The sequence below is a fragment of the Runella salmonicolor genome (assembly GCF_024158025.1).
Lineage (GTDB): Bacteria > Bacteroidota > Bacteroidia > Cytophagales > Spirosomataceae > Runella > Runella salmonicolor.
In genome coordinates, this window is record NZ_JAMZEL010000026.1 from 1 (window position 1) to 26,639 (window position 26,639).

The following is a 26,639-nucleotide window of genomic DNA, read 5'->3' on the forward strand; positions in this document are numbered from 1 at the left end:
GGTAAAAAATACGATAGCGGTACCGACAAACGCGCTTATTCAGGACACAAACGGCGTGACGGTGTGGCTAGAAAATGCCGAGGGCGCTTTTGAAAGCCGCATGGTAAGCGTAGGCATGACCAACAAAGATTATACAGAAATCACCGATGGCCTAAAAGCAGGTGAAAAAGTGGTGATTTCGGGGGCCTATCTGCTCAACAGCGAATACATTTTTAAAAAAGGCAGCAACCCGATGGAAGGGCATAAAATGTAACCTTAATGCATCAAAGCAATATTATTCTACTGATTTACAATCAAATACACACAAATAATCAATTCACTTAAACAATTCAAACCAATGAAAAAAACAATCATTTTCGCCTTTGCACTTTTGATTTCCGCAGTATCGTTTGCCCAACACGAGGGACACAACATGACCAAAATGGGTATTGACCCCGTTTTGACGGCATACTTTAAAGTCAAAAATGCACTGGTCGCGTCTGATGCCAAAGCCACTGCGGCTGAAGCCAAGGTATTGTCGGCGGCAGTGAAAAAAGCGGGTAAAATGATAGGGGCCGATGCCGCCAAAGCCGCCGATGCCATGGCAAAAAGCTCAGATATTGATACCCAACGCGCCCAACTTGGCACCTTGACAACGGCAGTTTATGCCGCCGCTAAGGCCATGAAGCCTGGGAGTACGGTGTATTATGATTTCTGTCCGATGGCCAATAATAACACGGGCGGCTACTGGTTGAGCGAAAAGAAAGAAATCGCCAATCCCTATTTTGGGGATGCCATGCTTAAATGCGGAAAAGTGAAAGAAACACTTTAATGAAAAAAAGTGATTTCCACCGTAAGATTCGCAAGAGCCACCGCTATTTAGGGGTGGCTCTTGGAGTCCAATTTTTGTTTTGGACCATCAGCGGGCTGTATTTCAGTTGGTCCAACATGGATGATGTCCACGGCGACCCTCAAAAACGTGCTGTCCCGTTGTTTAAGGTCAATCAAGCGTGGGTCTCTCCCTCCATTATTATTGATTCCTTGCGGGGCCATGCGCCCGTTGACTCCATTATTGGTTTAGAAAGCATTGAGTTATTTGGGAAGCCATTTTATCAAATTCACTATACCGTATCAAAGGCGCACCCTCATTCGGGGAGCCACGTTTGCTTAGCCAATGCCGAAACTGGTAATCTTCGCCCCGCGCTTAGTCAGGCCGAGGCGGTAGAGCTTGCTCAAAATCGGTTTGTCGGCGACCCCAAGGTGGAGAAAGTAGAATTTTTGACCCAAACAAATGGGCACCATGAATACCGTAACCTTCCTCTGCCGGCCTATGCCGTTACTTTTGAAAACCCTGTAAGTACCACGGTTTATATCGCTGCGGAGCTGGGCACCGTCCAGAAATACCGTAATACCAAATGGCGGATTTTTGATTTTTTGTGGATGTTGCACCTGATGGATTATGAAAGCCGGGATAATTTATCCAATGGACTGTTACGTGCCTTTTCTCTTTTTGGGTTACTGACCGTTGCCTCAGGATTTACCTTGTTTTGGGTGAGCCAAAAAACCACAGTTCAAAGAAAAGGCCTGAAAATGAGTTAATTATCTACGTTTGACAAATGCTATTTATGAACTATGAAACGGCCGTTAATGCGCAAATGCTTCGTTTTTGGTAGCGTTTTAAAGAAAATATACACCTCATTTTATAAATATGATTCTAACCTCCAGCAAGGGTAAAAAATGGCGCTTGATATTAGGTCGCTCCCACACGAAAGAAAAAGTCAGGGGAGCGTATCATTTGTTTCGTCACATGATGTTGACAAAAGGTTTATCCTGGATTTACGGGATTTTTGGGGTAAGACTATTAAATAAGCATGAAACGGACGATTTTTTAGCGCCTTTTCAATTGGTTGAGCACCCCGAAAACCTACTTCACATGCCAGAAGTAGTTGATGTAATAAATACGAAAAAGCGTTATTTTTTACCAACATTGGCTAAAACCGACCGTGTCATGGTCTGGAAGTTTTCAGCTCAGAAGGGCAAAATTACTTTACTTCCTTATGGCGTAGTCCACCTAAGCAATAAAGTAGTATGTACCGATACCAATAATGCGGACTTTTACCGTAACACATTGCATCGAAAAAAACGAATCCATCTTGACGCTGAGGTACTGATTGTACCGTGGAGCCACTATATCGACGGATTTGTATGGGGAGGATATTATGATTTTTTACTGCTGGTGGTTGGGAAACTTTGTCGAATGAAAGAGGTATTACCACCATCAACCTTCAACAAGGCAATCATCTCCTACCCCCTTTTTAATACTTCTTATGAGCGCGAGTATTTTGAATTGTTAGGAATTGATTCGCACCGCGTAAAAGACAGTAGAAGCTATCGAATTACGCCTAAAGAGTGTATTCTTGGAAACAATGGGCATTGGTTTTATCCAAATGCGGCGGATATACAAGCCCTTCGTAAATACATTCTGCCTAAGTTTGTCGACTCAAATGAAATACACAAAGAAGCGCGGATTTATATAAGTCGTAGCGGTCGTCGTCAAATTAAGAACGAAAATGAATTGATTACCCTCTTAAAGAAGTACGATTTCCAGATTATTGAAGACCGACCACGGACGGTTTTCGAGCAAATAGCTCTTTACCGCAATGCCAAATTTATCATTGGGCCGCACGGCGCTTCATTTTCTAACATCATCTGGTGCCAATCTGGCACACATCTTTTTGAGTTATTTTCCAAAACCTACACCCCCGATTATTTTCGGTATTTGGCAGAATTGTTGGGGCTTAAATACACTGCGTATTATTATGACCAGGATGTTCATCCTAAATATTGGTCAGATGGACTAGAAGATGATTTTACAGTGAAAATTGATGAAATTGAACAAATTCTGAGGAGCGTGTTGAAACAACTTTAGTTCTTTAGTATGTATTGTGAGGGCATGACCTTTGGAGCAATTGCCCGCATAAAAGGTATCAATCAGTCTAAGCGTTTTATTTAAAGAATACCCGATTACCTGAATGAGTGGCATGAAAGCAAGAACAATGTTTTTGTCAGGACGTGAATAATTCAAGATTCTGAGGTTTTTGTTATAAATGGACGAATGTAACACACACTGCGTACACACATCCTGTACACACATAAATTTTGGAGCGTTTTCAAAGGCTTCAACCCAACAAAAAAGCGCCAAAACGTGAGGAAAAAGCGGCTTTTTGGTGCATATAGGCATATTCTCTTAGGCGATTGACTGTCTGCAAAATGAGCGTACAACTGTAAACGTTTGTGCGGGCGGTTTTCGAGGAAGCGGTAAAATGGTATTGGGAGGCCGCTCCGGGAGGGCGAAATGATCGGCAAAATAGTGTTTGGGCGTAAAATGATACACACAATTGACCTCGCGATTACACTTTCCCACGTCTTTAAGCAAATATTGAATTTTTTACCATGGTACTACGCTAGATTTGGAAGTTATTGATCATGTTCCCTACCTGCGCCAACAGGCGCTGCGTTGGATTCGTAAAAGTGGCTCGTTTTATGAACTGAATGTAATTGCCTGCTTCTCCGCCCAGTGTTTTCAAGAAGTCAAATACAACGACTTGTTGGGTAAAGAGGAGGTACAAATCTTCGGTCTCGCGGTCTTCAATGTGACCCTAACGCAGATGTTACTGCTCATTGGAATAATAGGGTTTTCGATGGGTTTGTGCAGGAGCACGGATTTTTTCGCGGGGGGGGATTAGTCGTCCAATCGCTTGATAATGACTAGGTACGTGACTTGTTCGATGACCGTGAGCTGGTTAGAAAGTCCGCCCGTCCAGAAAGCATTCCTGATGCGGTTTATTGGGCTTCGTTTTTCGCCAGTGAGCATAGGATTTAATGTTGTTTTATACTACAAAAAGGCATTAAAAAATGCCTCCTCCCCAATACCATTCCTGAAAATCGGAATTGGTGAAGTGTCTGCCCACTAGGCGGCTATGGGGCAGTTCGAGGTCTTCGGAACGATAGTTCAATGTTTTGAGGTCGGGATAAGAAGGTGTTTCTTTGACTTCAATGGCCGTATCTTTGTTCAAAATAAAATCGATTTCCTGTCCTGATTTTTTTTGGTAGTATGCTACTTCACCCAGCCGCAGTAATTGTAAGGCTATGGCATTTTCAAAAACTTGCCCGCTGCTTACTTGAGCCAGTATTTGCAACATACCCGTATCGGCAATGTACACCTTGCGTTGGGCTGCAATTTCCTTGTCTTTGTTTTTGGTAAAGGACGGAATCAGGTGAATAAAGTAGGTGTATTCAAACAAAGCCATGTATTCGGTCAGTTTGTTACGATTTATCCCCGAAATACTGCTCAACTTACTGACATCCAAGCGGCTGCCCGTGCGGGAGGCCAGCAGCTGACAAAGTTTGTACAAATCATTGCTCACCCGAAAATCAGATAATAGTTTTATGTCGAGTTCAATGTAAGCATTGATGATGTCTTTGAGAAAAGCGGTTTTATCGTCGACCGTTTCGGCCAAAACGACTTCGGGAAAGCCTCCAAACCTCAAATAGGTTTCGTATTCTTGTCGGAAAATTTGATAAATGGGTTCTGAAAATGGTTTTTGGGCGGTATGCTCAAACTGCGAACGGGCAAAACCCCGAAATTGTAAAAACTCATCAAACCCAAGGGGGAACATCTCAAAGATACGTTTGCGACCAGCCAGACTTTCCGTAAAGTGATTTTTAAGATAGTAAGAACTCGAACCAGTCAGAATAAACTTAATGGCGTAGGTATCGTAAAGGTACTTAATGATACTTGGTGAGTTAGGCACCAACTGAATCTCATCGAGGGCTAGCACTGCGGGTTGATGGAGGGCCAACCCCAACGCCTCCAAACCTGCTTCGATGGCTTGGTAGCTGTTTTGGCTAAACAAAATACGGTTTTCTATCTTCTCAAAGTCTAAATACAGCTTGTTGGTGTGGGCGGTTTTAGCTAGTAAAAATTTTAGGGCGGTAGTTTTCCCCACCCTTCTCATTCCCGTAATGACCGTAGCCTGTGGTTTGGCTAGGTGTGCTTCCAACTCGCTGAATAATGCTCTTTGTATCATAAAAATTAACTATATGCACAAATATAATGCAAAAAGTATTACTATTTAAACAATAGCTTCTGCAATATTCTTCATCTTTAGAAGGTATATATCAATATTTTCTCTCAAAGTTCACCAAAAATGTACGTTATTTTATTTTACCTGATTCCAATCCATACACTTGAGTTTATGAATTTCTTAAACCCAACTCACTACTAAAAGCGCAACAGATTTGGGAGACTATTATAGGTATTGATTGTTTTAAAAGGACTGCTTCTTTGTTCAAAACTTTAAATTCCTATATTTCAACCAATGCCTGTCCAGAGATTTTGTTGAAACTACTCCCTTTCGTTTATACAGAATAGCATAGTAATTTAAATTTCTATAAATTAATGACTCGAAATCTTACATATTAAATGGTTTATTCTAGGTGTTATCAATGGCATTATTATTTATATAAATGATTTGTAAATAAAAACTACAACAATAACGGAATTATTTCGTTATAAAATCACAATTATCTTAAAAAAGATAATTAGACTTCTTTTTTTAATTATTACATATTCCCATAATTACATTAATATGGTTTTACATAATTATGTATTATGTTTGAAAGCACAATACAATAATTAATACATGAAAATCATTACCATAGCCCACCAAAAAGGAGGCGTAGGCAAAACTACCATCGCCCTTAACCTCGGATATTGTTTACAGAATTCCGTTCGGGTAGCCATACTAGACAGCGACCCGCAAGGAAGCATAGCAGGATTAGGTGAGTTGGTCGGATTAAAAGGGATTGACCTTTTACCGATTGATGAGATTGCGAAAGCGGGCAAAAACTACGATGTTGCCATAATTGATACCCCCCCCTATTTGAGCAGTAAGTTGCCGGAGTTTTTTCAACTCTCCGATTTCGTTTTGGTTCCTACTAAAGCGGGGGTATTGGATGTCATGGCGATCAAAGCTACGATTGCTTTACTTAAACAGTCTCAGGCAAAACGTCCCAACCTAAAGGCCGCTATTGTGCTAAATATGATTCAACACCGCACCAGCCTAACCGATGACATTAAACAGCTTCTCGAACAGTACGAAATGCCCATTTTAGACACGATGATTTCGCAGAGAGTCAGCTACGCCCGTTCACCGATTACTGGCGGCGTTTTTGAAACGGAAGATGATAAAGCCCAACAGGAGATATTTAACCTAACAAAAGAAATTTTGGAGTATCTTTAATATTTTACATAAAGCCATAATTACATAAATATGTAATACCATAAATACACAAGTATGAAAAAGGACAATTTCAAAAATCAGTTGGCCACATTGGGGGGTAAACTAAAAGACAAAGAAGACACTACTCCTTTGCAGGAGATAACGCCAATACAGAACCGAAGCAAATCTGAAGCTGACAAGACTCCCAAAGTTGAAGAGACTAAATTTACGGTTCATATCCCTACGGAATTAATGGACACCATAAAAGAGTTGGGCTTTAAGCAAAAGAAAAAGATAAAGGCACTTTTTGTTGAAGCCTTGCAAGAATACGCCCAAAAGCACAAGCTAAGTGAATAATTATTCAATCGTGCCCGTAATTATGTAAATACATAATACCATAAATACATAAATCTGGTATTACATCAATTTTTATTCAAAATTAACAACAGGCGTTATTATCACCATTACTACGATTTTTGGTAGCGAACTATCACCATTACTACGAAACTGGATTTTGCGGAAATTTTAAAAACAAATGTAAATCTCATTTAGAAAACCTTTTTTCCTTCCTTTTTTTTAAAATAAAAAAACAACAGCTTCTGTGTTGTTTTAAATAATGTATAAATAACAATATGTAATACTTTCGGCCCTCATAACCCACTGATTTACAGAGTTATGTGGAATCTATTATCACCATTACTACGTTAACTATCACCATTACTACGAAATATCAAAATCTATTATCACCATTACTACGTTAACTATCACCATTACTACGAAATATTATCACCATTACTACGAAAATAAAGTTATCCACAAAATTGGAATGTGGATAACTTTTCAGGTCAATGATTGTAAGCGAACTATCACCATTACTACGAAAAAAATCACTAACCATAAAATATCACAGAATAACTATCACTTGATTTTATATTGGTGATAGTTATTCTTAATTTGCATCGTTATACATTAATAAATAATATGTTATGTCAAAAAAAATCAGGAAAGAGTATGTCAAAGAAGACGTTAGATTTATTAAAAAAGCCAATGAATTAGTAGAGGCAAGATACAAGTTTGATATTTGGGAGACCCGAATCTTTGCCATTACTTTATCAATGATACATCCTTCCGATGCCGATTTCAAAGAGTATAAAATCAATGTAGGACAAGTAATTGATGAATTTGGATTGAGTAAGGGAGGGGAGATTTATCAATTTTTAAGAGAAGCAGCCCTTGGACTTCAAAAGAAAATCATTGCCATACAAAGCGAAAGAGATGGTTTTAAAACCGAGCTTACTATTCCACTATTCACTGGTATTGAAAGAGTGATTGACGAAAGAGCTAAAAAAGATACAGAGAAAAGCATTTGGGTGACATTTGAACCGCGACTAAAACCTTTTTTATTAGAGCTCAAAGCCAGATACCTGATATACGATATTAGGAGTATACTCTCCATAAAAAGCGTTCACTCGATACGGATTTATGAGTTGTTGAAGCAGTACGAAAAAATAGGCAGTCGTACCTTTGATATTGATGAACTGAAATTGATCTTAGGGATTGCCGCCGATGAATACGCTTTATATGGTCACTTCAAAGACAAAGTAATTCTAAAAGCACAGGAAGATTTGAATGCAAACCGAGACACCGACATTAAATTTTCATTTGAAGAAATAAAGCAGGGGAGGAAGGTTGTAAGGATAAAGTTCAATATACTGACACATCTGCCAGAAAGGAAACAACTCCCAGAGCTGCCATTGTTTTCGACCGAAGAAGGTACGGCCCTGAACGAACTTTTAGTTTTAACCGCCGATTTAATTCCTGAACAAACGTTACAACAGTGGTTGTCGAAATATGCGTACAATGACGTAAAAACGGGAATTGTCTATACACTTAATAGAATAAAAGCAGGCGAGAAAATTAAGAATATACCCGCATACATGGCAAAGATGATTTCGACAAAAGGAATCATAGACCCCATTGAAGTAAAGCGGCAAAACCGAACTAAAATAGCAGCGCAACAACAACAAAAGGCAAATGAAAGAGTGGCACTGGAATACGAGCTGGAAAATCTAAGAATTGACCACTACGAAAAGCAAAAGTTGATAGTTGCGGAGATTTTTGAGCAAACACCTGAAACACGCCAACAAATCATTGAGGGGTTAAAGTACAGTCGAGATTGGGATAGAAAAAAAGATGATGCAGAAAATCTGAACAGAGAGCATGTTCAAACCCTTATTTTTATGAAAGCCATGCAAAAATTTCCTGAGCGATTTTCTGTTGTCAATAAAAACTTTGAGTTAAAAGAAGCGGAATTAAAGTCCAAATTAAGGCTTATAGGGTGGCTGGGGTAGATTTTTACATATTTATGGCTTTACATAAAGCCATAAATATGTATTAAATATAAGCTATCCCCAAAGCAGCCATTAGGGTTTCTGATGATTTTTAAGGAGACGATTGGATAATTTTTGGCAGCATTTTCATGGTAGCAGTCCATCGTCAATTTTGTTTTAAGAAGTTTATGAAAAGTTGGTTTGTGATAGGCTTATCAACAATTTCCACCGAAACACGCTTGACTGGTACCAAAATCAAATCGGTTAGTTAAGGTTCTGTGAACACATTGTTAGCCAGTCCAATGACCCAAATGTATTTCATTAATTCCCTGATTAACAAGGCGCACTTAATCAGGTTGTCAATTTACCTTAACACATTTTGAACTGTGAAGTGTTTAATTTGGGAGCTGTAGCCCCGCGGTGGTTATATACATTTAATGATTTGACAAAGTCACATTAACCTTCTGATAACACTAAATGCCCACTTTTGCGGCGTAGTACAACCGCACTTAATTAGTGAAAATAGTAATCACCATCGTTAGCGCCATGGCTGTTTTGTTTTTCGGAGCGGCAGACATGGATGTAAAAATCGTTGCATCAACCACCATTGACTCTTTAGGGGCCTGCCAAGGAGTTAGCTATCAACAAGGTAAGGTTTATCTCTACGGTGACCGTGAAATGGGAATAATCCGTACTTATACCCTCAATTCCAATCAATTAGTTTATACGGGCCAAGAAATAAAGCTCACGCAAAACGGTCAGGATGTGATTAATCATCCCACGGGAATTGCTTACAATGGCTCCAAACACACATTTATCGGCAACAGTATTCGTCTTAATCCTGAAGGAACACGCTGGAAAGCGGTGATTTATGCCGTTGATTGGGAAGGGCTGCAACGTACCAAAACCCTGGACGGAAATTTACTCAACGTGATTGAAGACGATATATGTATTCAGGGAACGCGTCCTGAGTATGTACAATACAAAGGTAAATGGTACGTAGCCACGGCTGATTATGGCCAAAAATCCAACGAAGTTCGTCTCTATGACCCTGAACTCCTCCGCAATGCCAAAAAGACAAGCGAAGCAGGCGTGTTGTTTAAAAAGTTTAGCTGCGCGGCTTGGGTTCAAAACCTGCATTGGATACCGTCAAAGGGAGTTTTGGTATTGATTCAGAACCAAATAGAGGGTCGTAAATGGCGATTTACGTTTGTGGATTTGAACAAATCCATTGCATCGGGGCAACAACAGGTATTGAACGTAGTGGATATTGATAAATCCGACGAGTTGGAAGGTTTTACGCTGCTCGATGGCTATTCAACGGGGATGGCCGTTACTTCTTCGCGCCATCAAAATGTACATTTTGTAACTGTAAAATAACAAAAGGCGTATTTGTCGGCGCCCTTTTCGGCAAACCAATTAAACACCTAATTTATTAGTGATGAACATCTACAAAACACCAACCAAAAGTTGGATGTGCTTTTGCATTTTGTTTTTGGGATTGACCTTCCTGCATCAATCCCCTGCATCAGCCAACAAGCTCCAACAGGCAATCAAAGTAACAGGAACCATTACCGATGAGGCAAATCAACCGTTGCCAGGCGTAAGTATTGTGGAAAAACAAACCCGCAAAGGAACGGTATCTGACGGGCAAGGAAAGTTTTCCCTTGAAGTATCAACGGATGCTGTGCTTGTCATTTCGTCGGTCGGATTTGTGCCGCAGGAAGTGGTTATTAATGGTCAAATATCCTTGACTATTAAACTCAAAGAAGACATAAATATGCTCAATGAGGTGGTAGCGGTAGGTTACCAAACCCTGCGTAAAAGCGACGTAACGGGGGCTATCTCAAACGTAAAAGCCCGCGAATTGAACCTCGCCGCCCCAACGCTCGGGCAAGCATTGGTAGGAAAACTAGCTGGGGTGCAAGTGTCGCAGGTAAGCGGTGCGCCTTATGTAAGTACCAAAATCAGGGTGCGCGGGATTGGCTCCATCAATGCCAGCTCAGACCCGTTGTACGTCATTGACGGTTTTCCCGCAGGAAATGATGTTTTCATCAACCCCAACGACATTGAAAGCATTGACATTCTGAAAGATGCGGCTTCGGCGGCTATTTATGGTTCACGCGCTTCGGGTGGGGTCGTCATTATCACCACCAAACGCGGCAAAGAGGGTAAGGGTAAAATGGAATATGACTATCAATATGGGGTACATCAATTGGCAAAGAAAGTAAAATTGCTTAATTCAGAGCAGTTTGCACAATTGTTGATTGATGCCCGCAACAACACCTACCGCGATTTGTACGAAAATTCAGGGAAGACATGGAACAACTCTATGTTTTCAGATGATAACGCTACGCGAGTCTCCAAAGTAGGTAACGCCAGCGCCGTAAGCATTCCAACCGACATCTATGACTTTGCCAATCAGAAGTTGATTGCGCCTAAATATAATACCGATTGGCAAAACGAATTGTACCGTAATGCACCCGTGAGTCGTCACAATCTGACGTTTTCGGGTGGCAACAAAGGCGGACGCTATTTGGTAAGTTTGGGTTATCAAAACCAACAGGGAATTATTGTCGCTACCAAACAAGAACGGCTGAACTTTAGGGTTAATGTTGACGGTGACTTGACCGAAAAACTCAAAGTAGGAGCGAGTATTTTTGTCACTTCCACCAACGGGCGCGAAGTACAAGAAGGTCGTTTTAATCAAGGGGTAGTATTAGGTGCGTTGATTTATCCGCCCACCTTCCGAGCATACGACGACAACGGCGTGTTATTGAAAAATCAGGTAGCCGCCCAACAGCCAACGTTTGGGTATCAGACCGTAGAAAATCCCGTGGCTTTGGCGTTGGAAACCAACATCAAGCGTCGCGGATTGCGGGCTAATTACAACGGAAATCTTACCTATGAACTCTTGCCAGGATTGTCGGCCAAAGCTAACATTGGTTTGCAAACGTACAACGAGAAATACGAGTACTATTTGCCCACGAGCCTAAGCAGTGGCAACAATCCGCCGTATTCTACTCAATCTTACGCTGCGGCCCGAGCCACCGCCCAAACATTGGCAACTACCAACCTTTTGGGAGAGTTTACGGCCAACTACACCAAGCAATTCGGCGAACATGGCATTAATTTATTAGCGGGCTATACCGCCCAAAAATACAACAGTGACTTAATCAGTGTGTCGGCGCAAGGATTTCAGAATGATTTGATTCAAGAAATTACGGCCAAAGGCGCTGACCCAGCCAATTTTTTCCTGAATGGCGCAACTGGAAAAGTAGAAGAAACGCTGCTGTCGTACTTGGCAAGGGCCGAATACCGTTACGCGAGTCGCTATTACATCACGGCGGCTTTTCGTCGTGACGGGTCTTCTCGTTTTGGACCGTTGAACCGTTGGGGCGCTTTTCCGTCCGTGTCGGCAGGGTGGAATATTTCCGAAGAATCGTTCTATAACAACATGTTAGGAGAAGCTTCAACGCTCAAACTGCGGGCAAGCTGGGGTTTGACGGGTAATTATAACATCGGAAATTACAATTATCTGCAAACCATGGCTAACCCAAGCGGGACCGTTTTTGGCAACGGAACCATCAACACAGCCGTTTGGGCAGGCCCCATCAAAGATCAACGTTTGGGTTGGGAATCGACTTCACAATACAATGTAGGACTTGATGTTGGATTATTGCGCAACCGTCTTTCTTTCATTTTCAATGCCTATTTGAGTAATTCATACAATTTGTTGTTCAATCAACCCGTGTCGGCCATTTCGGGAACGTCTACAATCTTAACCAACCTGCGCGATTCAAAAGTGCAAAACAAAGGCGTTGAGTTGCAGATAGACAGCCGTTTGGTTTCGACCAAAGATTTTAAGTTGAATCTAAGCGGGAATATTTCATTCAACCGCAATAAAGTCCTCAACATGGGAGGCGCCAATACCATCATAACCAACGGTGCCGAGCGCTCTTACCTGACCCACATTACCCAAGAAGGGCAGCCCATCGGAATGTTCTACGGATTTAAAGTGATTGGCATGGTGCGTGAAAAAGACATGGAAAATATTGCGGTTGATAATGCCAACTACAACGCTTCCAAGCAGTCATTCCCAACGGGTTATGTGTTGAAAGGCCCAGCACGTTCGACAGCTTCAAGCAACCCGCTTCGTCCAGGTGATTTGATTTTTGAAGATGTAAACAAAGATGGGGTCGTGAATGATGCCGACAAACAGGTCATTGGTACTCCTTATCCTAAGTTTACCTACGGCTTTTCGCTCAATGCAAGTTACCGCGACTTTGATTTGGGGGCAGCGTTCAACGGTGTCTACGGCAATCAGGTATTGGACGGACAGGATTACTACGTCTATAACATGGAAGCCTCAGGTAATCAATATGTTGATGTAATCAATCGTTATCGCTCAGAAGCCGAACCAGGCAACGGACTTGTATACCGCGCGGCGCGTGGAGGTACCCAAAGCAACAGCACTCGTCTGTCAACATTCTATTTGCAAAGCGGCTCCTTCTTCCGTTGTACCAACCTTTCGTTGGGTTATAATTTGCCGACAAAATGGCTCGGTAAATGGAAAGTGGAAGGCCTGCGCGTGTATGCCAACGTCAACAATGCTTTTACCGTGACGAAGTACAAGGGCTACAATCCTGAAGTGGATTACAATGGTGGAGCCAACCTCACGCCCGGGGTAGATTATGGTATGTATCCATTGGCCCGTGCCTACAACATCGGCGCAAAATTGACTTTCTAGCACACGTTTGATTCAACCGAAATTAATTATGAAAACTATACGTAACAGTATCCTTTGTCTTTGCCTAACGCTCGGAGCAATGTCGTGCAATGACAACTTTTTGGTAGAAACTGACCCCAATTCGGTAGCTACCTCTAATTATTTTAAAAATGAAAATGACGTTTTATTAGCGGTTAACGGCGCGTATCAAGCCCTGCGCAACAACAGCGGCCTTGCCGAAGGCAGCATGTTGTATTCAGAAGAGCGCTCCGACAATACGGGCAGAAACGACAATCAATCCAATGCTGGTGAGCCGTTTCAGTTCAACGATTTCGCGTTGCTGCCCAGCAATACCTACCTAAAAACCCACTGGTTGGCGTTGTACCAAATCATCACGCGGACCAACTTAGTGTTGGACGGGATTGAGAAAGTAACGTTTTCAAATGCCACCACCAAAGCCCAATATCAGGCAGAAGCCAAGTTTATTCGGGCATTGGTCTACTTCCATTTGGTACGTAAATGGGGCGATGTACCGCTGGTTACCAAGCCGTTGAGTTCCAGTGACGAGGTAAAAGCCAACACAGCACGGGAGAAAAAAGATAAAGTGTACGCGCAGATTGTAGCTGACCTGACCGACGTGGTCAATAGCTCATTGCCTGACCACCAGCCTGTTGCCAATAAAGGACGAGTTTCTAAAGTTGCTGGGATGGCGCTTTTGGGGCAGGTATACCTGACCATGGCCACCACTTTGGATGCCGCCAACCGTACAACTAACCTCAACCAGGCAAAGACCTACCTGACTGGTGCGTATGATAAGCGTACTTTCGGCCTGTTGAAAGAAATTTCTTATACGGATGTGTTTGATGTTGCCAAAAAATCAACGAATCCTGAAATTATCTTTCAAATCGTGTATAAGCAGGGAGACATTAATTATGCATCCAACATTGCCGTGAGCACTCAGGCGCAGGGAGAAAATATCAATTCGTTGCGTACCACCACTGGAACGGGCGGTAATGTAACCCCTGATTTAGTAAAAGAATATGAAGAGGGTGATTTGCGGAAAGATTTTTCCATTAAATACGCTAATGCGGCCAACGTAAAAGATTACTTTATCACCAAATACCGTGATGTAAGCGCTGCGGCAGGAGCCAATGGATACGGCGGAAATGACTGGATTTTAATGCGTTATGCCGACGTAATTTTAATGTTGGCCGAAGTGAATCTGTATTTGGGCAATGATGCGGCCGCCATCAGCTTTCTGAATCAGGTGCGCGAACGGGCGAAGATGCCTTTGTATGAAGTAGTGAAAGAGACCGCCGCTTACAAAGCTAAGTTTCCTTCGCTCAAAATGGCTATTTTGCACGAGCGCCGCATCGAACTGGCGTTTGAAAACCACCGTTGGTTTGATTTGCTGCGCTTTTTTAAACCTGCTGAGTTGGTAACTTATATGGGTACCAAGTTGCAGGCGGATTTTGGAGCAGCCAAGATTTCAAATTTTGGTCTCAAAGATTATTATTATCCCATTCCATTTGATGAATTCAAGCTTGATCCCGTAAAAATGTACCAAAACGAAGGGTACTAGGGAATCAGTCTTACAGCATCAATGAGCGTTTATACACAAACGGCAACCATTTACAGAATGGTTGCCGTTTGTGTATAGATACAGATGGAAGTTATCTAAGCTATAGGGGTAGTTTCTTCTTTCTTTTTCGAAACTTTAGCTACTTTCTTGACTTTTTTTTCTTTGGCCACTTTCTTGGCTGCCTTTAACACCTTTTTTTCGGCTTTCTTTTCTACCTTTTCTTTCTCTTTGGCTTCTTTCTGTTTAATTTTTACAATCCTCTTCGCCAACTTTTCAGAGGTTTTATTGACCGCTTTTTTTATTTTTTTGGAAGTTGCCTCCTCTACCATTACATCGGCAATTTTTTTTGCAATTTCGCTCGCTTGAGCCTTTATTTTTGATTTCATTTTGGGTTGAATAATTAGAAAAACGTACAAATAAAAAAATTTACAAATAGATAGGTATTTTTCTTGTAAAACAATGGTCCAATGTTGTATTTATGTTAAGTTTTTCATCAGAAAGGGCCCCGAAAACCTGAACAAAAGACTGTAAGAACCTACGCCTTTTCGTTATTTAAAACCATCGACTCAAAGCTGTTATGTTGGCAACTTAACGTTATTTATACTATTGATAATCAATTACTTTCTATTAAATTTATCCATAAAAAACATAATGATTTATTGACTTTACCTTAACATAATATAGGAGGTCAAAACGCTACATTCGCAGAATTAAACCACCCTTCTGCGATGAAACTACTTTATCTGTATTCTGACTCAGACTTTACCCCGTGGCGCGAAAATATCAATGCTGCGACCATTGCTTCCCTCATTCAGGCAACCCCTGAGAATGTCCAAGCTTTTGTAACACATTTTGTGGGTTTCACCGCCGAGTTTGCTGATTTTTTACGTCAGTTTGACCTTATTTTCAACGTATGTTATGGGTATGGTGTAGCTGACCAAGTCGAAGTGGTTCGTTGGCTTGACTGGCATGGGATTAAACACACCGCAAGCTCTTATTCGACCCAACTTTTGGCCATGGATAAGGCCCTTTTGCCAGACATGTGTATGCAAGTAGGATTGAATACTCCTCGTATTTTATTGCCAAACGAATTGCTTGATTTTTCTCCAACTACGACCTTTATTGCCAAGCATCGCTACGGTAGCCTACACCGTAACATGCTATTTTTTAAAAAAGATAACATTCCTAGTCAGCAATTAAACAGCTTAGAATCCTACATTATTCAGCCTTATATCGAAGGCCGTGAGTTTACAGTGGCGGTAATTCCTGATAAAAATGGACTAAACCCTCAATGCCTCCCGCCATTAGAAATTATCCCCAACGATGGTAGAGCTATCTATGTGGCAGGTCAAAACTATGGACCTACCTACAAAGATTTTGAGCCCCAATTGGATGAACATCTTCATGACATGATGACAGAAGGAGTGTTGGAACTGCATAAACTTTTGGAAATCAAAGGAATGTCGCGAACAGATGTCCGCGTAGCCAATGACGAGGTTTACATACTTGATATTAATACAATGCCAAACTTAGACCCTCAACGTAGTTACTTACCAGCCCTCGCCAATCATCACGGAATACAATTGAAGGAGTTGATTGAACGAACCATAAAAAGCGCATTGATTTGGTACGAGCGGCAGTTGGTGCAGCAGCCCGATTGAGTACATTATCCAAAATGCTCACCAATGTAGTTTTTGGGTACTTCCTGAACAGGGTTTTGGAAAATAACCGAAGTTTCCTCATAAATAGGATATGAAAACTGTCAAGTTATTCATTATCAAAATTTTAAGTTATTAAACCGAGGTTTCAAAAACATAACAAACGCTTAAAACCCTGATAATATACAGCCTACAACTTCAATGTAGTTTTGCAAATGGGTTATCCCCTATAAAAAAGTCGCAGCCGCTGGAACGGCTACGACGTGAGTTGTCTTCAGCTTTCTTTCAAGTCACTAAAAACGTTGTTAAATTATGAAAAAAAATCTACTTCAAAGTGGATTACTTCTTCTGTTGGGTTGGTTTATTACACTGAGTACATTAGCTCAGTCCAACATGGTTACTGGTAAAATTACTTCCGTAGTCGGAGAAGCTATTCCAGGTGTAAACGTCCTCGTGAAAGGGACAAATACGGGTACTACTACGGATGCAAATGGTGTTTACAAAATCAATTCCGTTACCAACACTTCGCTACTTACCGTCTCAGCCATTGGTTTTGTATTGCAAGAAATAAAAGTTGGCAACCGCAGCACCATTGATATTGTGTTGGAGGAAGACACAAAAATGCTCAGTGAGGTGGTCGTTACGGCCTTGGGCATCAAACGTGAAGAAAAATCGCTGGGATTTGCGGCACAAACCATCAATGCCAACGCCGTGGTAGATGCCAAATCCAACAACTGGGTAAATACACTTTCGGGAAAAGTAGCGGGCCTCAATATTCAGGGGGTGGGCGGTGGACCAATGGGTTCGTCGAGGATTACGCTGCGCGGAGAATCGTCGCTCAATTTGGAAAACAACCAAGCCCTCATCGTCGTGGATGGCGTACCCATCAGCAGCAAAATCACGAGCACAGGCTTTAATTCTCACCTTTCGGCAGATAGCCCAATTGACTACGGTTCTACCGTTTCTGACTTAAATCCCGATGATATTGAAAAAGTAACGGTGTTGAAAGGCCCGGGTGCTACGGCACTTTACGGAAGCCGGGCGGCGGGTGGTGCGCTCATCATTACCACCAAAACAGGCGCACGAAAAGACCGGGGAATTGGGGTGACGTTCAATACCAATTTTAACATTGAGCAGGTCAACCGCTGGCCAGATTATCAATTTGAATACGGAGAAGGACGCACCGATGTGTATTATTCTTATTTAAACAGTGCGGATGGTATCAACACAAGCACCACAGCGGCGGCAGGTCGGGCGTGGGGGCCTAAATTTAACGGGCAATCTTACTTTCAATATAATCCCGACGCGCCCGATGGCAGACCTACCGAACGAACACCCTGGGTGCCACACAAAGACTATATTTCGGGGTATTTCCAAACGGGCCGTACTTTCTCAAACAGCCTATCACTCGAAGGCGGTACCGATAAAGGCTCGGCGCGTTTTTCGTTTACGCACCTCAAAAACGAGTGGATTGTTCCCAATACGGGTTTTGAGCGCATCAACGCAGCCTTGTCGGTCAATCAGCAGTTGTCGAGCAAGCTCAAAATTATGGGGAAAGCCAACTACACCAATAAGCGCAGTGATAACCTGCCGGCGGCGGGCTACAACAATCAATCGTTGATGTATTTTGTGATTATTGGCCCCGCGCCTAATGTTAAACCCGAATGGTACAAACCCTACTGGCAGCCAGGTTTGGAAGGAATACAACAACGCAATCCGTTCAATCCCGGTCCCGACAATCCTTATTTGGATATGTACGAGATGTTGAACAAATTGAATAAACACGGGCTAATCGGTACAATTTCAGCCAATTATGAGCTTTCAAAAAAATTAGATTTGATGGTGAGAACGGGTGTAGATATGTCGTTTGAATACCGATCTCAGCAACGCCCCTTCAGCATGACCAAGTACCCGCGAGGAATGTTTAGAGAGCAAAACGTTTTCAGTTATGAATCGAACACTGACTTTTTGCTGACGTACAAAGATAATTTTACCAACAAAATCAGCGTCACGGCTTCGGTAGGTGGGAATGCCATGCGCCAAACCTACGATTTTGCAGGAATGTACGCTGACCAGTTGGCTCAGCCTGGTATTTATCAGATTTCTAACAGTTTAGACCCAGCCGTGGCAGACCCGTTGAAGACCAAAAAGGCCATCAATAGTATCTACGGAGCTGCGCAGTTTGCCTACGATGAGAAAGTTTTTTTGGATGTTACAGGACGTAATGACTGGTCGAGTACATTGCCTTTTGCCAATAACTCGTTCTTCTATCCTTCGGTGAGTAGTAGTTTTTTGTTGAATGAATTGTTTCAACTACCTGATAATGTGTCGTTTGCTAAATTTAGAGCTTCCTGGGCGCAGGTAGGGAATGACACCCGCCCTTACCAAACGACGCGCTATTATGACCGTATCTATGGAAACAGTTTTACCAATCCAAGTACGCTGTTCAATGCCAACCTCAAACCTGAAATTACCTCAAGCTACGAGTTAGGTTTGGATGTGCGATTGTTCAAAAATCGTCTTGGCTTTGACTTGGCCTATTACAACAACAATAGCCGCAACCAGATTTTGGCCGTGCCGCTTGACCCCACTTCGGGCTTCTCAAATGCCCTTATCAACGCGGGACTCATCAATAGCCAAGGCATTGAGGTCAAACTGACGGGAAAACCGGTGGTTAATCCCAATTTTACGTGGAACTCCACCGTCATTTGGTCACGCAACCGTAGTCATGTGCGCGAACTGGCCGCAGGTATTACCAACCAAACCATTTATAGCCACAGCGGTAACGTCACCATCGAAGCCCGCGTGGGTGGCTTGATGGGCGATATGTACGGACGTGGTTTTCAGCGGTCCCCCGATGGGCAAATCATTTATTCGTCCAATGGTTTACCCGCCCAACTTGACCCAATTGCCAAAAAGTGGGGCAATGCTTTTGCCGACTGGAAAGGCAGTTTTATGAACGAATTTACGTATAAAGGCCTGAAATTAAGCGTATTGCTGGATGGTCAAATGGGTGGAAGTATGTATTCGCAAACCAGCCACAAAAATAATACCCTTGGCAAAACCCGCGTGACGCTGCCGGGCCGCGATGGTGGTTTGGTGGGCGAAGGGGTGGTTTTACAGGCAGACGGCTCGTTTAAACCCAACACTGTCAAAGTTGCGGCGAGTGCTTATTACGACAATTATTATCAAATCAGCAATGCTGAAGTCAACATTTTTGATGCTTCGTTTTTGAAAATCCGAGAAGTTCGTTTTGAGTTTAATTTGCCGCCAAAATTGCTCGACAGAGTGGGTGTTCGCCAAACGAGTGTGGCCTTGTTTGGACGGGAGTTGTTTAACTTTACTAAGTTTCCTGGATTCGATCCCGAAGGCGGAAATCTCAACGGCGGTACGCTTACCCCAGGTGTAGAACTTACACAATTTCCGTCGGCACGGAGTATGGGCGTGAATTTGACCTTTAAGTTTTAACTTTTCCTCAGCCCCTCTCCGGCAGGGAGAGGGGCAAAAGTATTCGTGATTAAGTCTACACGAATCGTAGTAAACTCAAAAATACAGAATAATGAAAATCGCTCAAAAACCATATATTCTCGCGTTGTTGATGGCACTGTTTGTCAGTGCCTGTACATCCAATTTTGAAGAAATTAACACCGACCCCAATCGTCCTGAAAAAGTAAATCCCGGTGTGATTTTGGGTCAGATGCAGTACCGAATTGTGAATAGCTCCATTTCGGCAGCGCGAAATTTTACGCATGAACTTATGCAAGTGCACGCGCCCCGCGCCAGCACAAGCGGACAGGGAGTACACCGATACGCAGTCAGTCCAGGAGCGGGAGTTTGGTCTGGTTTTTACCAAAACCTCACCGATATTGAGGATATTTATAAAGTAGCCGACGAATTGAAAGAAAATAACTATAAGGCGATTGCGCTGGTGTACAAATGTTGGGCGTATTCAATTTTGACCGATTTATACGGAGATGTGCCGTATTCGCAGGCTATCAAAGCTACTGAAAGTAATTTTAAGCCTTCTTTTGATAAGCAAAAAGACATTTATACGCAGATTTTGAAAGACTTAGAAACGGCAAACGGTTTGTTTGACGATACCAAGATTTTAACCTTTGGCGGCGATTTGGTCTACAACGCTAACGTATTGACTGGAACAAAGAATGTGGGAATTCAGCGTTGGAAAAAATTTGCTAATTCGCTTAAATTAAGACTATTGCTGCGATTATTGAAGCGGGATGGCGAATTGAACATCAAGGAGCAAATTACTGCTATGCTGGCCGATGTAACAAAATACCCTACTTTCTCAGCCACGGCCGATGACGCAATTTTTCGTTATCCCGGTACATTTCCTTATTTCAACCCCTATTATAACGCTCGTACGCTAGACTGGCGCGATGGGACCTATTTTACTGAATTTTTCCTTGAATCTATGAACGCCACTCAAGACCCGCGCCGAGCGATATGGGCCATTCCAGTTACGGTAGCGGGTGTCCCCACCTTTAGAGGTATTCAGAGCGGCTACCCTACTACCCTTGAATACGTGGTAGGACAAAATTCAAGCTATACCGATGCGCTCAAAACATTGCCGCAATTGGGGGTTATGATGACCTATGCTGAGGTAGAATTTATCAAAGCCGAACTCGCCCTCAAAGGATATACAACAGGTAAAACGCCCAAAGCACACTACGAAGCAGGGATTACTTCTTCGATGGTGCAGTGGGGAGCCACGATGCCAGCTACATTTTTGACCCAAAAAGGAGTAGCTTATGATGCCACGGCAACTTCTGATAAGCAATTGGAACAAATCATGTTGCAAAAATATTACGCTTATTTTTTCGTGGACTACCAAGCTTGGTTTGAGAAGCGCCGTACAGGTTATCCCGTTTTGCCGCGCGGCACCGGTATACCCGCCGAGAATAAATTTCCAAGTCGTGTTCCTTATCCTACTTATTTACAATCGCTTAACCCTGAAGGTCTGGCCGCGGCAGTAGCATCGGTTGGCGCTGACGACAGCAACACGAAAGTTTGGTGGGAGAAATAACCGTTGAAATAAACACACATCCAAAATGAAACTATTCCTAAACCTTTTCTTACTCCTGTTTTCGCTGACGACGTTTGCTCAATCAGATCGCGAACTCGAAAGTCGCCGGGTCATGCTGCCTAATGGTTGGTCGCTGACCCCGGCGGGGCGGTCGCTGGAAGTGGGCGATTTGCCGTTAAACATCGCGGTTTCTTCTTCTCAAAAACGCATGGCCGTCACCAACAACGGACAGGGAAAACAGACGATTCAATTGATTGATACCAAGACCGAAAAAATCTTGGACAACGTTGAAATTCCCAAGTCGTTTTATGGGCTAAAATTCAGTCGTGACGAAAAATCGCTCTATGCTTCGGGAGGCAACGACAATTGGATCATGAAATACGCCATTATTGACAACAAACTCGTGGTCAAGGACAGTTTGATTTTGGGCAAAAAATGGCCAAATAAAATTTCTCCCGTGGGTATTGAAATAGACGATGAGCGCCAATTGCTGTACGTTGTTACGAAAGAAAACAACTCCCTATACATTCTGGATTTGAACACCAAAGCCATTGTTTATGAGCAAAATATGGGCCACGAAGGCTATACCTGCGTTCTTTCGCCCGACCGCAATACCTTGTACATTTCCCTTTGGGGTGGGCGCAAAATTGCGTTTTTTGATACCCAAACCCGAAAAATCACGAGTACAATTGCCGTTTCTTACAATCCTAATGAGTTGATTTTGAATAAGAAAGGCACACTAATGTATGTGGCAAATGCGGGCGACAACAGCGTGTCGGTGATTGATACCAAGCAGCAAAAAGTCATTGAAGTGCTGGACGCGGCATTGTATCCCAATTCACCAGTAGGCTCGGTGACCAACGGCGTGGCGTTGTCGAAAGACGAAAAAACGCTTTTCATTGCCAATGCGGATAATAATTGTTTGGCTGTTTTTGACGTAAGCACCAAAGGGCGGAGTGTGTCAAAAGGGTTTATTCCCGTAGGCTGGTACCCGACCAATGTACGGGTGATTGGCAATAAAATTTTCGTAGCCAACGGCAAAGGCTTTACCTCTTTTGCCAATCCCAAAGGCCCCCAACCAGTTAGTAAGGCTGTTCGTTCCGAATCACATTTAGGGGAAGATACCCGTGGGCAGTACATTGGAAATCTAATGAAAGGCACACTCAGTATCATTGATAGTCCCAACGAAGCCGCTCTAGCCTTGTATTCTCAAAAAGTGTACAAAAATACGCCTTACAAAAAGGAAAAAGAACTCGCTACGGACGGCGAAGTGGGCAATCCGATTCCGATGAAAGTGGTCGAACCGTCGCACGGAGGGGAGTCGCCCATCAAACACGTGTTTTATATTTTGAAGGAAAACCGTACTTACGATCAGGTTTTTGGAGATATTAAAGAAGGCAATGGTGACACAACGCTCTGCCTATTTGGTGAAAAATACACACCTAACCAACACAAACTTGCACGAGAATACGTTTTGCTCGACAATTTTTACGTAGATGCTGAAGTAAGCGCCGATGGGCATAATTGGAGCCTAGGCGCTCACGCCAATGATTATTTGGAAAAAACTTGGCCTACCGGCTACGGACGACGCGGAGGCGTAACCGAAGGAATGGGGCGGCGCGAAATTGCCAATGACAAGGACGGATTTATCTGGGATTTTTGCAAAAGAAAAGGCGTGAGCTACCGTACCTATGGTGTTTTTGCCGATGATAAAAAAGGAAATATTCCTGTGTTGGACAAAGACCATGTTTGCTCCTATTTTACGGGTTATTACAATCAAAAAGTTAAAGATACAACCCGTGTAGGACAGTGGAAACGTGATTTTGACTCGTTAGTAGTGGCCAAAGCGGTACCTGCATTCAACTCTATTCGGCTTGGCTCTGACCACACCCAAGGCATGGCCGTAGGCCGACCTACTCCTTATGCCTGCGTTGCTGATAACGATTTGGCCGTTGGGATGTTCGTTGAGCATTTGAGCAAAAGTCCGATTTGGAGTCAATCAGCCGTATTCATTTTGGAAGATGACGCCCAAAATGGCCCCGACCACGTAGACGCGCACCGCTCCATTGCGCTCGTTGTGAGCCCTTATGCCAAACGCAAGTTTGTGGACCACACCATGTATTCTACATCAGGTATGTTACGAACCATAGAACTGATTCTTGGCCTCCCGCCCATGAGTCAGTACGATGCCGCTGCCACACCGATGTTTCGTAGTTTTACCTCAGTTCCAGATTTTACCTCTTACCAAGCCCTTCCTTCGGGCGTAAATCTGGACGAAACCAATAAAGTTGCTTCGCGTTGGTCTACTATTTCGGAAGGGTTTGATTTTACAGAAGTTGATAAAAACGACGATAATCTGTTTAATGAAGTGCTTTGGAAAGGGCTAAAAGGTGATAATTTTACTTTACCCGCTCCCCGTCGCAGTGCGTTTGTTAAGGTTGTAAAAAAGGATGATGATGATTAAAGCGCATTGAAAATAGTGATTTGAGTGAGTCTTATTTGACAGACACAAAACTTGTGAAGTTAACTATGGGCTTGGCTTCAGAAGCCTCAAGCCCACTCAGCAATGGTAACGATGCCGAATGAAATGAAGAAAGAGTACGCGATTTAAGTAGGTTCTGATTCAATTTCATCGGAATAATCACTAAAAAACTATTAACATTGAAAATTGTAATTTACAGATTTCAATGTTAATAGTGCATAATGATAGAAATACTGCTATTGAAATTTCCCACCGCTAATTCTCAAATTGGGATAGCCTTTGAAAAAGACCACCATCAAAGATTACAAACAGGGAGGTGACTTCGACTTTGTAGTAACTCAATTTTTGACTTACTATGCGTTTCCCTTTGATTTTAATAGTGTTACTTGGTAAGTATGTTCTGTGTTTTTCGCAAATAATAGCCGTTAAAGCTCTCAAAAACGAAAAAGTCAAACTCGACGGGCGATTATTGGAACCTATCTGGCAACGTAGCAAACCCGTTTCACACTTCACGCAAGTTTTTCCTGAAGATACAAAGCCCGCTCAAAGCCCTACCGAAGTACGCATTTGCTACGACCAAGATTATATATACGTAGCTGCTATCTGCCACGATACCAAACGAGGTGATTTTGTGGCGTCATCACTTAAACGCGATTTTGGCGGAAATTCTGACCTTTTTGAAATATATATTGACCCTTACGGAGAGGGCACTACGGGTTATAACTTTGGGGTAACACCGTTGGGGGTAGAACGTGAAGGAAGCATTTCGGAAGGTACCCATAAAGATCTTTCGTGGGATGCACCTTGGCACTCGGCAGTACGTATCGAAAAAAAAGAAAAACGTTGGGTGGTCGAAATGGCAATTCCTTTGTCCTCCCTTCGGTTTCAAAACTGGTCTGACAAATGGCGGATTAATTTTGGACGATACGACTATAAACGCAATGAAACCTCGTCGTGGGTTCCCATGTCTCGCAACCAAAAAATCCACAATTTAGCGTTTACTCAACCGCTGATTTGGGACAACTACCTCGGAGTCAAAGGAACAACCTATAATATTATTCCTTACGTGACGGGTGGAGTAACACGTGACTATGCCCGCCAACCCGATGCTCAAAAAATTTTAAATGCTGGGATAGATGCCAAGCTCGCCGTCGCTTCGTCCATGAATTTGGATTTGACCGTAAATCCTGATTTTTCTCAAGTAGAAGTAGATAGGCAGGTGACTAACCTAAGCCGTTTTGAACTACAATTTCCCGAACGACGTCAATTTTTTATTGAAAACAGCGATTTGTTTGGCAGCTTTGGCTTTGGGTCGGTCAATCCGTTTTTTACGCGGCGCATTGGCGTGGGGCAAGACCCTAACACGCAACAGTTTCGCCAAAATCCAATCTGGGCAGGAGCACGGTTAAGTGGTAAATACAACAATGATTTACGCATTGGTTTGATGAGCGTTCAGACCGCTCAAGACAAAACCATCGGACTTGCCTCTCAAAACTACACCGTAGCGGCAGTACAGCACCGCGTACTCAAACGCTCAAATGTGGCATTCATCATGGCCAATCGACAACAGTTTGGTCAAGATAACATCACCGAACTCCCAACCCGAACTACATTGGCGCGTTTTGCACGGGTATTAGGGGTAGATTTTAATCTTTTTACCGACAAAGACCGCTGGAAAGGCAAACTATTTTTACACCGTCTTTTTACCCCTACCCGCACCAATGGCCAATGGGCGCACGGAGGTGCTTTGGCTTACAATACCAAAAGACTGGAAGCAAACTGGCACCACGAAATGGTAGGAGAAAACTACCAGCCCGATTTGGGGTTTGTACAACGGCAGGGGTATACACGCATATCTCCCGAAGCGTTATACAATTTCTTCCCCAAAAACAACGCTCTCATCAATCGTGTTGGCATCAAGGCCGCTACTAATATTGTGTATGACAACGGCGAACGTCGCGTATTTGACCGTGAAACTGACTTGGCTTTGTACCTGAAATTTCAGAGTACAGCTTATCTGCGGTTTTACTATGCTTTTAATTCTATCTATCTTTTTGAACCTTTTGACCCTACCAATACCAAATCAAAAAAATTGCCAGTGGGTCAATATAATTACAATCAATACAAAATAAAGTACGAATCGAATCCAAGAAATACGTGGAGCACACAGGCTTATTTAAAAATAGGACAATACTTCAACGGGCGCATTACCGCAGTGTCGGGAGAGGTAAAATATCGTATGCAGCCGCACGGATTTGTAGGATTAGACTATGGGGTAAGTTTTATACGTCTTCCTGAACCATACGCGAGCCGTACTTTATTGCTGGTAGGGCCAAGTTTTGACTGGGCTTTCAACCAAAGCATCTTTTTGAAAACAGTTGTGCAATACAACACGCAAATCAATAACCTCAATACCAACATTCGTTTTCAATGGCGCTTTCGGCCAGTGTCAGATTTTTATGTGGTCTATACCGATAATTACACCGAACGACTCAACATCAAAAGTCGGGGGCTTATTTTTAAGTTAAGCTATTGGATATAAAGAATTTAA

General features: G+C 42.7%; 20 protein-coding genes. 15 read left to right on the forward strand and 5 right to left on the reverse strand.

The genetic code is table 11. From position 1 onward, the window contains the following. The 4 genes from NCI00_RS28830 to NCI00_RS28845 form a co-directional block, all read left to right on the forward strand. On the forward strand, positions 1-253 hold a 253-nt coding region (locus tag NCI00_RS28830; protein ID WP_510186812.1), incomplete at its 5' end, for a permuted SH3 domain-containing protein. Positions 254-337: 84 nt separating this feature from the next. Next, a complete protein-coding gene (locus tag NCI00_RS28835) occupies positions 338-811 on the forward strand; it encodes a DUF3347 domain-containing protein (RefSeq protein WP_253533355.1) in 474 nt (157 codons plus the stop codon). After that, positions 811-1,578, forward strand: coding sequence for a hypothetical protein (locus NCI00_RS28840; protein WP_253533357.1), 768 nt, complete (start codon positions 811-813; stop codon positions 1,576-1,578). Before NCI00_RS28835 ends, NCI00_RS28840 begins: the two co-directional genes overlap by 1 nt. 109 nt (positions 1,579-1,687) lie before the next feature. Next, on the forward strand, positions 1,688-2,908 hold the full coding sequence (locus NCI00_RS28845) for a glycosyltransferase family 61 protein (protein ID WP_253533359.1): 1,221 nt from the start codon (positions 1,688-1,690) through the stop codon (positions 2,906-2,908). A gap of 318 nt (positions 2,909-3,226) precedes the next feature. Here the strand turns inward: NCI00_RS28845 and NCI00_RS29620 are convergent, their stop codons facing one another. From NCI00_RS29620 to NCI00_RS28860, 4 genes are all read right to left on the reverse strand, one after another. Continuing rightward, on the reverse strand, positions 3,227-3,415 hold the full coding sequence (locus NCI00_RS29620; protein WP_374758880.1) for a hypothetical protein: 189 nt from the start codon (positions 3,413-3,415) through the stop codon (positions 3,227-3,229). A 28-nt stretch (positions 3,416-3,443) separates the two neighbouring features. Further along, entirely contained in the window at positions 3,444-3,608 is a 165-nt protein-coding gene (locus NCI00_RS28850) for a hypothetical protein (RefSeq protein ID WP_253533361.1), read from the reverse strand. A 113-nt stretch (positions 3,609-3,721) separates the two neighbouring features. Next, a complete protein-coding gene (locus NCI00_RS28855) occupies positions 3,722-3,853 on the reverse strand; it encodes an N-6 DNA methylase (protein WP_253533363.1) in 132 nt (43 codons plus the stop codon). Positions 3,854-3,887: 34 nt separating this feature from the next. Next, complete coding sequence (locus NCI00_RS28860; protein ID WP_253533365.1) at positions 3,888-5,069, reverse strand: ATP-binding protein; 1,182 nt, start codon at positions 5,067-5,069, stop codon at positions 3,888-3,890. 615 nt (positions 5,070-5,684) lie between these two features. Here NCI00_RS28860 and NCI00_RS28865 point away from each other — a divergent pair. The 6 genes from NCI00_RS28865 to NCI00_RS28890 all read left to right on the forward strand — a co-directional run bounded on the left by NCI00_RS28865 (position 5,685) and on the right by NCI00_RS28890 (position 14,904). Then, the gene (locus tag NCI00_RS28865; protein WP_253533367.1) at positions 5,685-6,284 is read left to right on the forward strand and encodes an AAA family ATPase; all 600 of its coding nucleotides are present in this window, start codon (positions 5,685-5,687) and stop codon (positions 6,282-6,284) included. Positions 6,285-6,338: 54 nt separating this feature from the next. Then, positions 6,339-6,620, forward strand: coding sequence for a hypothetical protein (locus NCI00_RS28870; RefSeq protein WP_253533369.1), 282 nt, complete (start codon positions 6,339-6,341; stop codon positions 6,618-6,620). Positions 6,621-7,249: 629 nt separating this feature from the next. Continuing rightward, positions 7,250-8,614 carry a replication initiation protein gene (locus NCI00_RS28875; protein WP_253533371.1) on the forward strand — a complete coding sequence of 455 codons (1,365 nt, stop codon included), beginning with the start codon at positions 7,250-7,252 and terminating at the stop codon, positions 8,612-8,614. Positions 8,615-9,109: 495 nt separating this feature from the next. Further along, complete coding sequence (locus NCI00_RS28880; RefSeq protein WP_253533373.1) at positions 9,110-9,973, forward strand: hypothetical protein; 864 nt, start codon at positions 9,110-9,112, stop codon at positions 9,971-9,973. A 61-nt stretch (positions 9,974-10,034) separates the two neighbouring features. Beyond that, the gene (locus NCI00_RS28885; protein ID WP_253533375.1) at positions 10,035-13,343 is read left to right on the forward strand and encodes a SusC/RagA family TonB-linked outer membrane protein; all 3,309 of its coding nucleotides are present in this window, start codon (positions 10,035-10,037) and stop codon (positions 13,341-13,343) included. A 28-nt stretch (positions 13,344-13,371) separates the two neighbouring features. After that, complete coding sequence (locus NCI00_RS28890) at positions 13,372-14,904, forward strand: RagB/SusD family nutrient uptake outer membrane protein (protein WP_253533377.1); 1,533 nt, start codon at positions 13,372-13,374, stop codon at positions 14,902-14,904. Positions 14,905-14,999: 95 nt separating this feature from the next. Here the strand turns inward: NCI00_RS28890 and NCI00_RS28895 are convergent, their stop codons facing one another. Continuing rightward, complete coding sequence (locus NCI00_RS28895) at positions 15,000-15,290, reverse strand: hypothetical protein (protein WP_253533379.1); 291 nt, start codon at positions 15,288-15,290, stop codon at positions 15,000-15,002. A 342-nt stretch (positions 15,291-15,632) separates the two neighbouring features. Here NCI00_RS28895 and NCI00_RS28900 point away from each other — a divergent pair, with 342 nt between their 5' ends. The 5 genes from NCI00_RS28900 to NCI00_RS28920 all read left to right on the forward strand — a co-directional run bounded on the left by NCI00_RS28900 (position 15,633) and on the right by NCI00_RS28920 (position 26,630). Next, on the forward strand, positions 15,633-16,565 hold the full coding sequence (locus NCI00_RS28900; RefSeq protein ID WP_253533381.1) for an ATP-grasp domain-containing protein: 933 nt from the start codon (positions 15,633-15,635) through the stop codon (positions 16,563-16,565). A gap of 309 nt (positions 16,566-16,874) precedes the next feature. Beyond that, positions 16,875-20,030, forward strand: coding sequence for a SusC/RagA family TonB-linked outer membrane protein (locus NCI00_RS28905; protein ID WP_253533383.1), 3,156 nt, complete (start codon positions 16,875-16,877; stop codon positions 20,028-20,030). Positions 20,031-20,121: 91 nt separating this feature from the next. Next, on the forward strand, positions 20,122-21,606 hold the full coding sequence (locus tag NCI00_RS28910; protein WP_253533385.1) for a SusD/RagB family nutrient-binding outer membrane lipoprotein: 1,485 nt from the start codon (positions 20,122-20,124) through the stop codon (positions 21,604-21,606). A 25-nt stretch (positions 21,607-21,631) separates the two neighbouring features. Beyond that, on the forward strand, positions 21,632-24,070 hold the full coding sequence (locus NCI00_RS28915; RefSeq protein ID WP_253533387.1) for a bifunctional YncE family protein/alkaline phosphatase family protein: 2,439 nt from the start codon (positions 21,632-21,634) through the stop codon (positions 24,068-24,070). A gap of 487 nt (positions 24,071-24,557) precedes the next feature. Further along, positions 24,558-26,630 carry a DUF5916 domain-containing protein gene (locus NCI00_RS28920; protein WP_253533389.1) on the forward strand — a complete coding sequence of 691 codons (2,073 nt, stop codon included), beginning with the start codon at positions 24,558-24,560 and terminating at the stop codon, positions 26,628-26,630. Positions 26,631-26,639 lie beyond the last annotated feature (9 nt).

Coding starts and splice junctions, on each gene's coding strand:
- NCI00_RS28835 (WP_253533355.1), top strand. CDS start 338: ATGAAAAAAACAATCATTTTCGCCTTTGCACTTTTGATTTCCGCAGTA.
- NCI00_RS28840 (WP_253533357.1), top strand. CDS start 811: ATGAAAAAAAGTGATTTCCACCGTAAGATTCGCAAGAGCCACCGCTAT.
- NCI00_RS28845 (WP_253533359.1), top strand. CDS start 1,688: ATGATTCTAACCTCCAGCAAGGGTAAAAAATGGCGCTTGATATTAGGT.
- NCI00_RS28855 (WP_253533363.1), bottom strand. CDS start 3,853: ATGCTCACTGGCGAAAAACGAAGCCCAATAAACCGCATCAGGAATGCT.
- NCI00_RS28860 (WP_253533365.1), bottom strand. CDS start 5,069: ATGATACAAAGAGCATTATTCAGCGAGTTGGAAGCACACCTAGCCAAA.
- NCI00_RS28865 (WP_253533367.1), top strand. CDS start 5,685: ATGAAAATCATTACCATAGCCCACCAAAAAGGAGGCGTAGGCAAAACT.
- NCI00_RS28870 (WP_253533369.1), top strand. CDS start 6,339: ATGAAAAAGGACAATTTCAAAAATCAGTTGGCCACATTGGGGGGTAAA.
- NCI00_RS28875 (WP_253533371.1), top strand. CDS start 7,250: ATGTCAAAAAAAATCAGGAAAGAGTATGTCAAAGAAGACGTTAGATTT.
- NCI00_RS28885 (WP_253533375.1), top strand. CDS start 10,035: ATGAACATCTACAAAACACCAACCAAAAGTTGGATGTGCTTTTGCATT.
- NCI00_RS28890 (WP_253533377.1), top strand. CDS start 13,372: ATGAAAACTATACGTAACAGTATCCTTTGTCTTTGCCTAACGCTCGGA.
- NCI00_RS28895 (WP_253533379.1), bottom strand. CDS start 15,290: ATGAAATCAAAAATAAAGGCTCAAGCGAGCGAAATTGCAAAAAAAATT.
- NCI00_RS28900 (WP_253533381.1), top strand. CDS start 15,633: ATGAAACTACTTTATCTGTATTCTGACTCAGACTTTACCCCGTGGCGC.
- NCI00_RS28905 (WP_253533383.1), top strand. CDS start 16,875: ATGAAAAAAAATCTACTTCAAAGTGGATTACTTCTTCTGTTGGGTTGG.
- NCI00_RS28910 (WP_253533385.1), top strand. CDS start 20,122: ATGAAAATCGCTCAAAAACCATATATTCTCGCGTTGTTGATGGCACTG.
- NCI00_RS28915 (WP_253533387.1), top strand. CDS start 21,632: ATGAAACTATTCCTAAACCTTTTCTTACTCCTGTTTTCGCTGACGACG.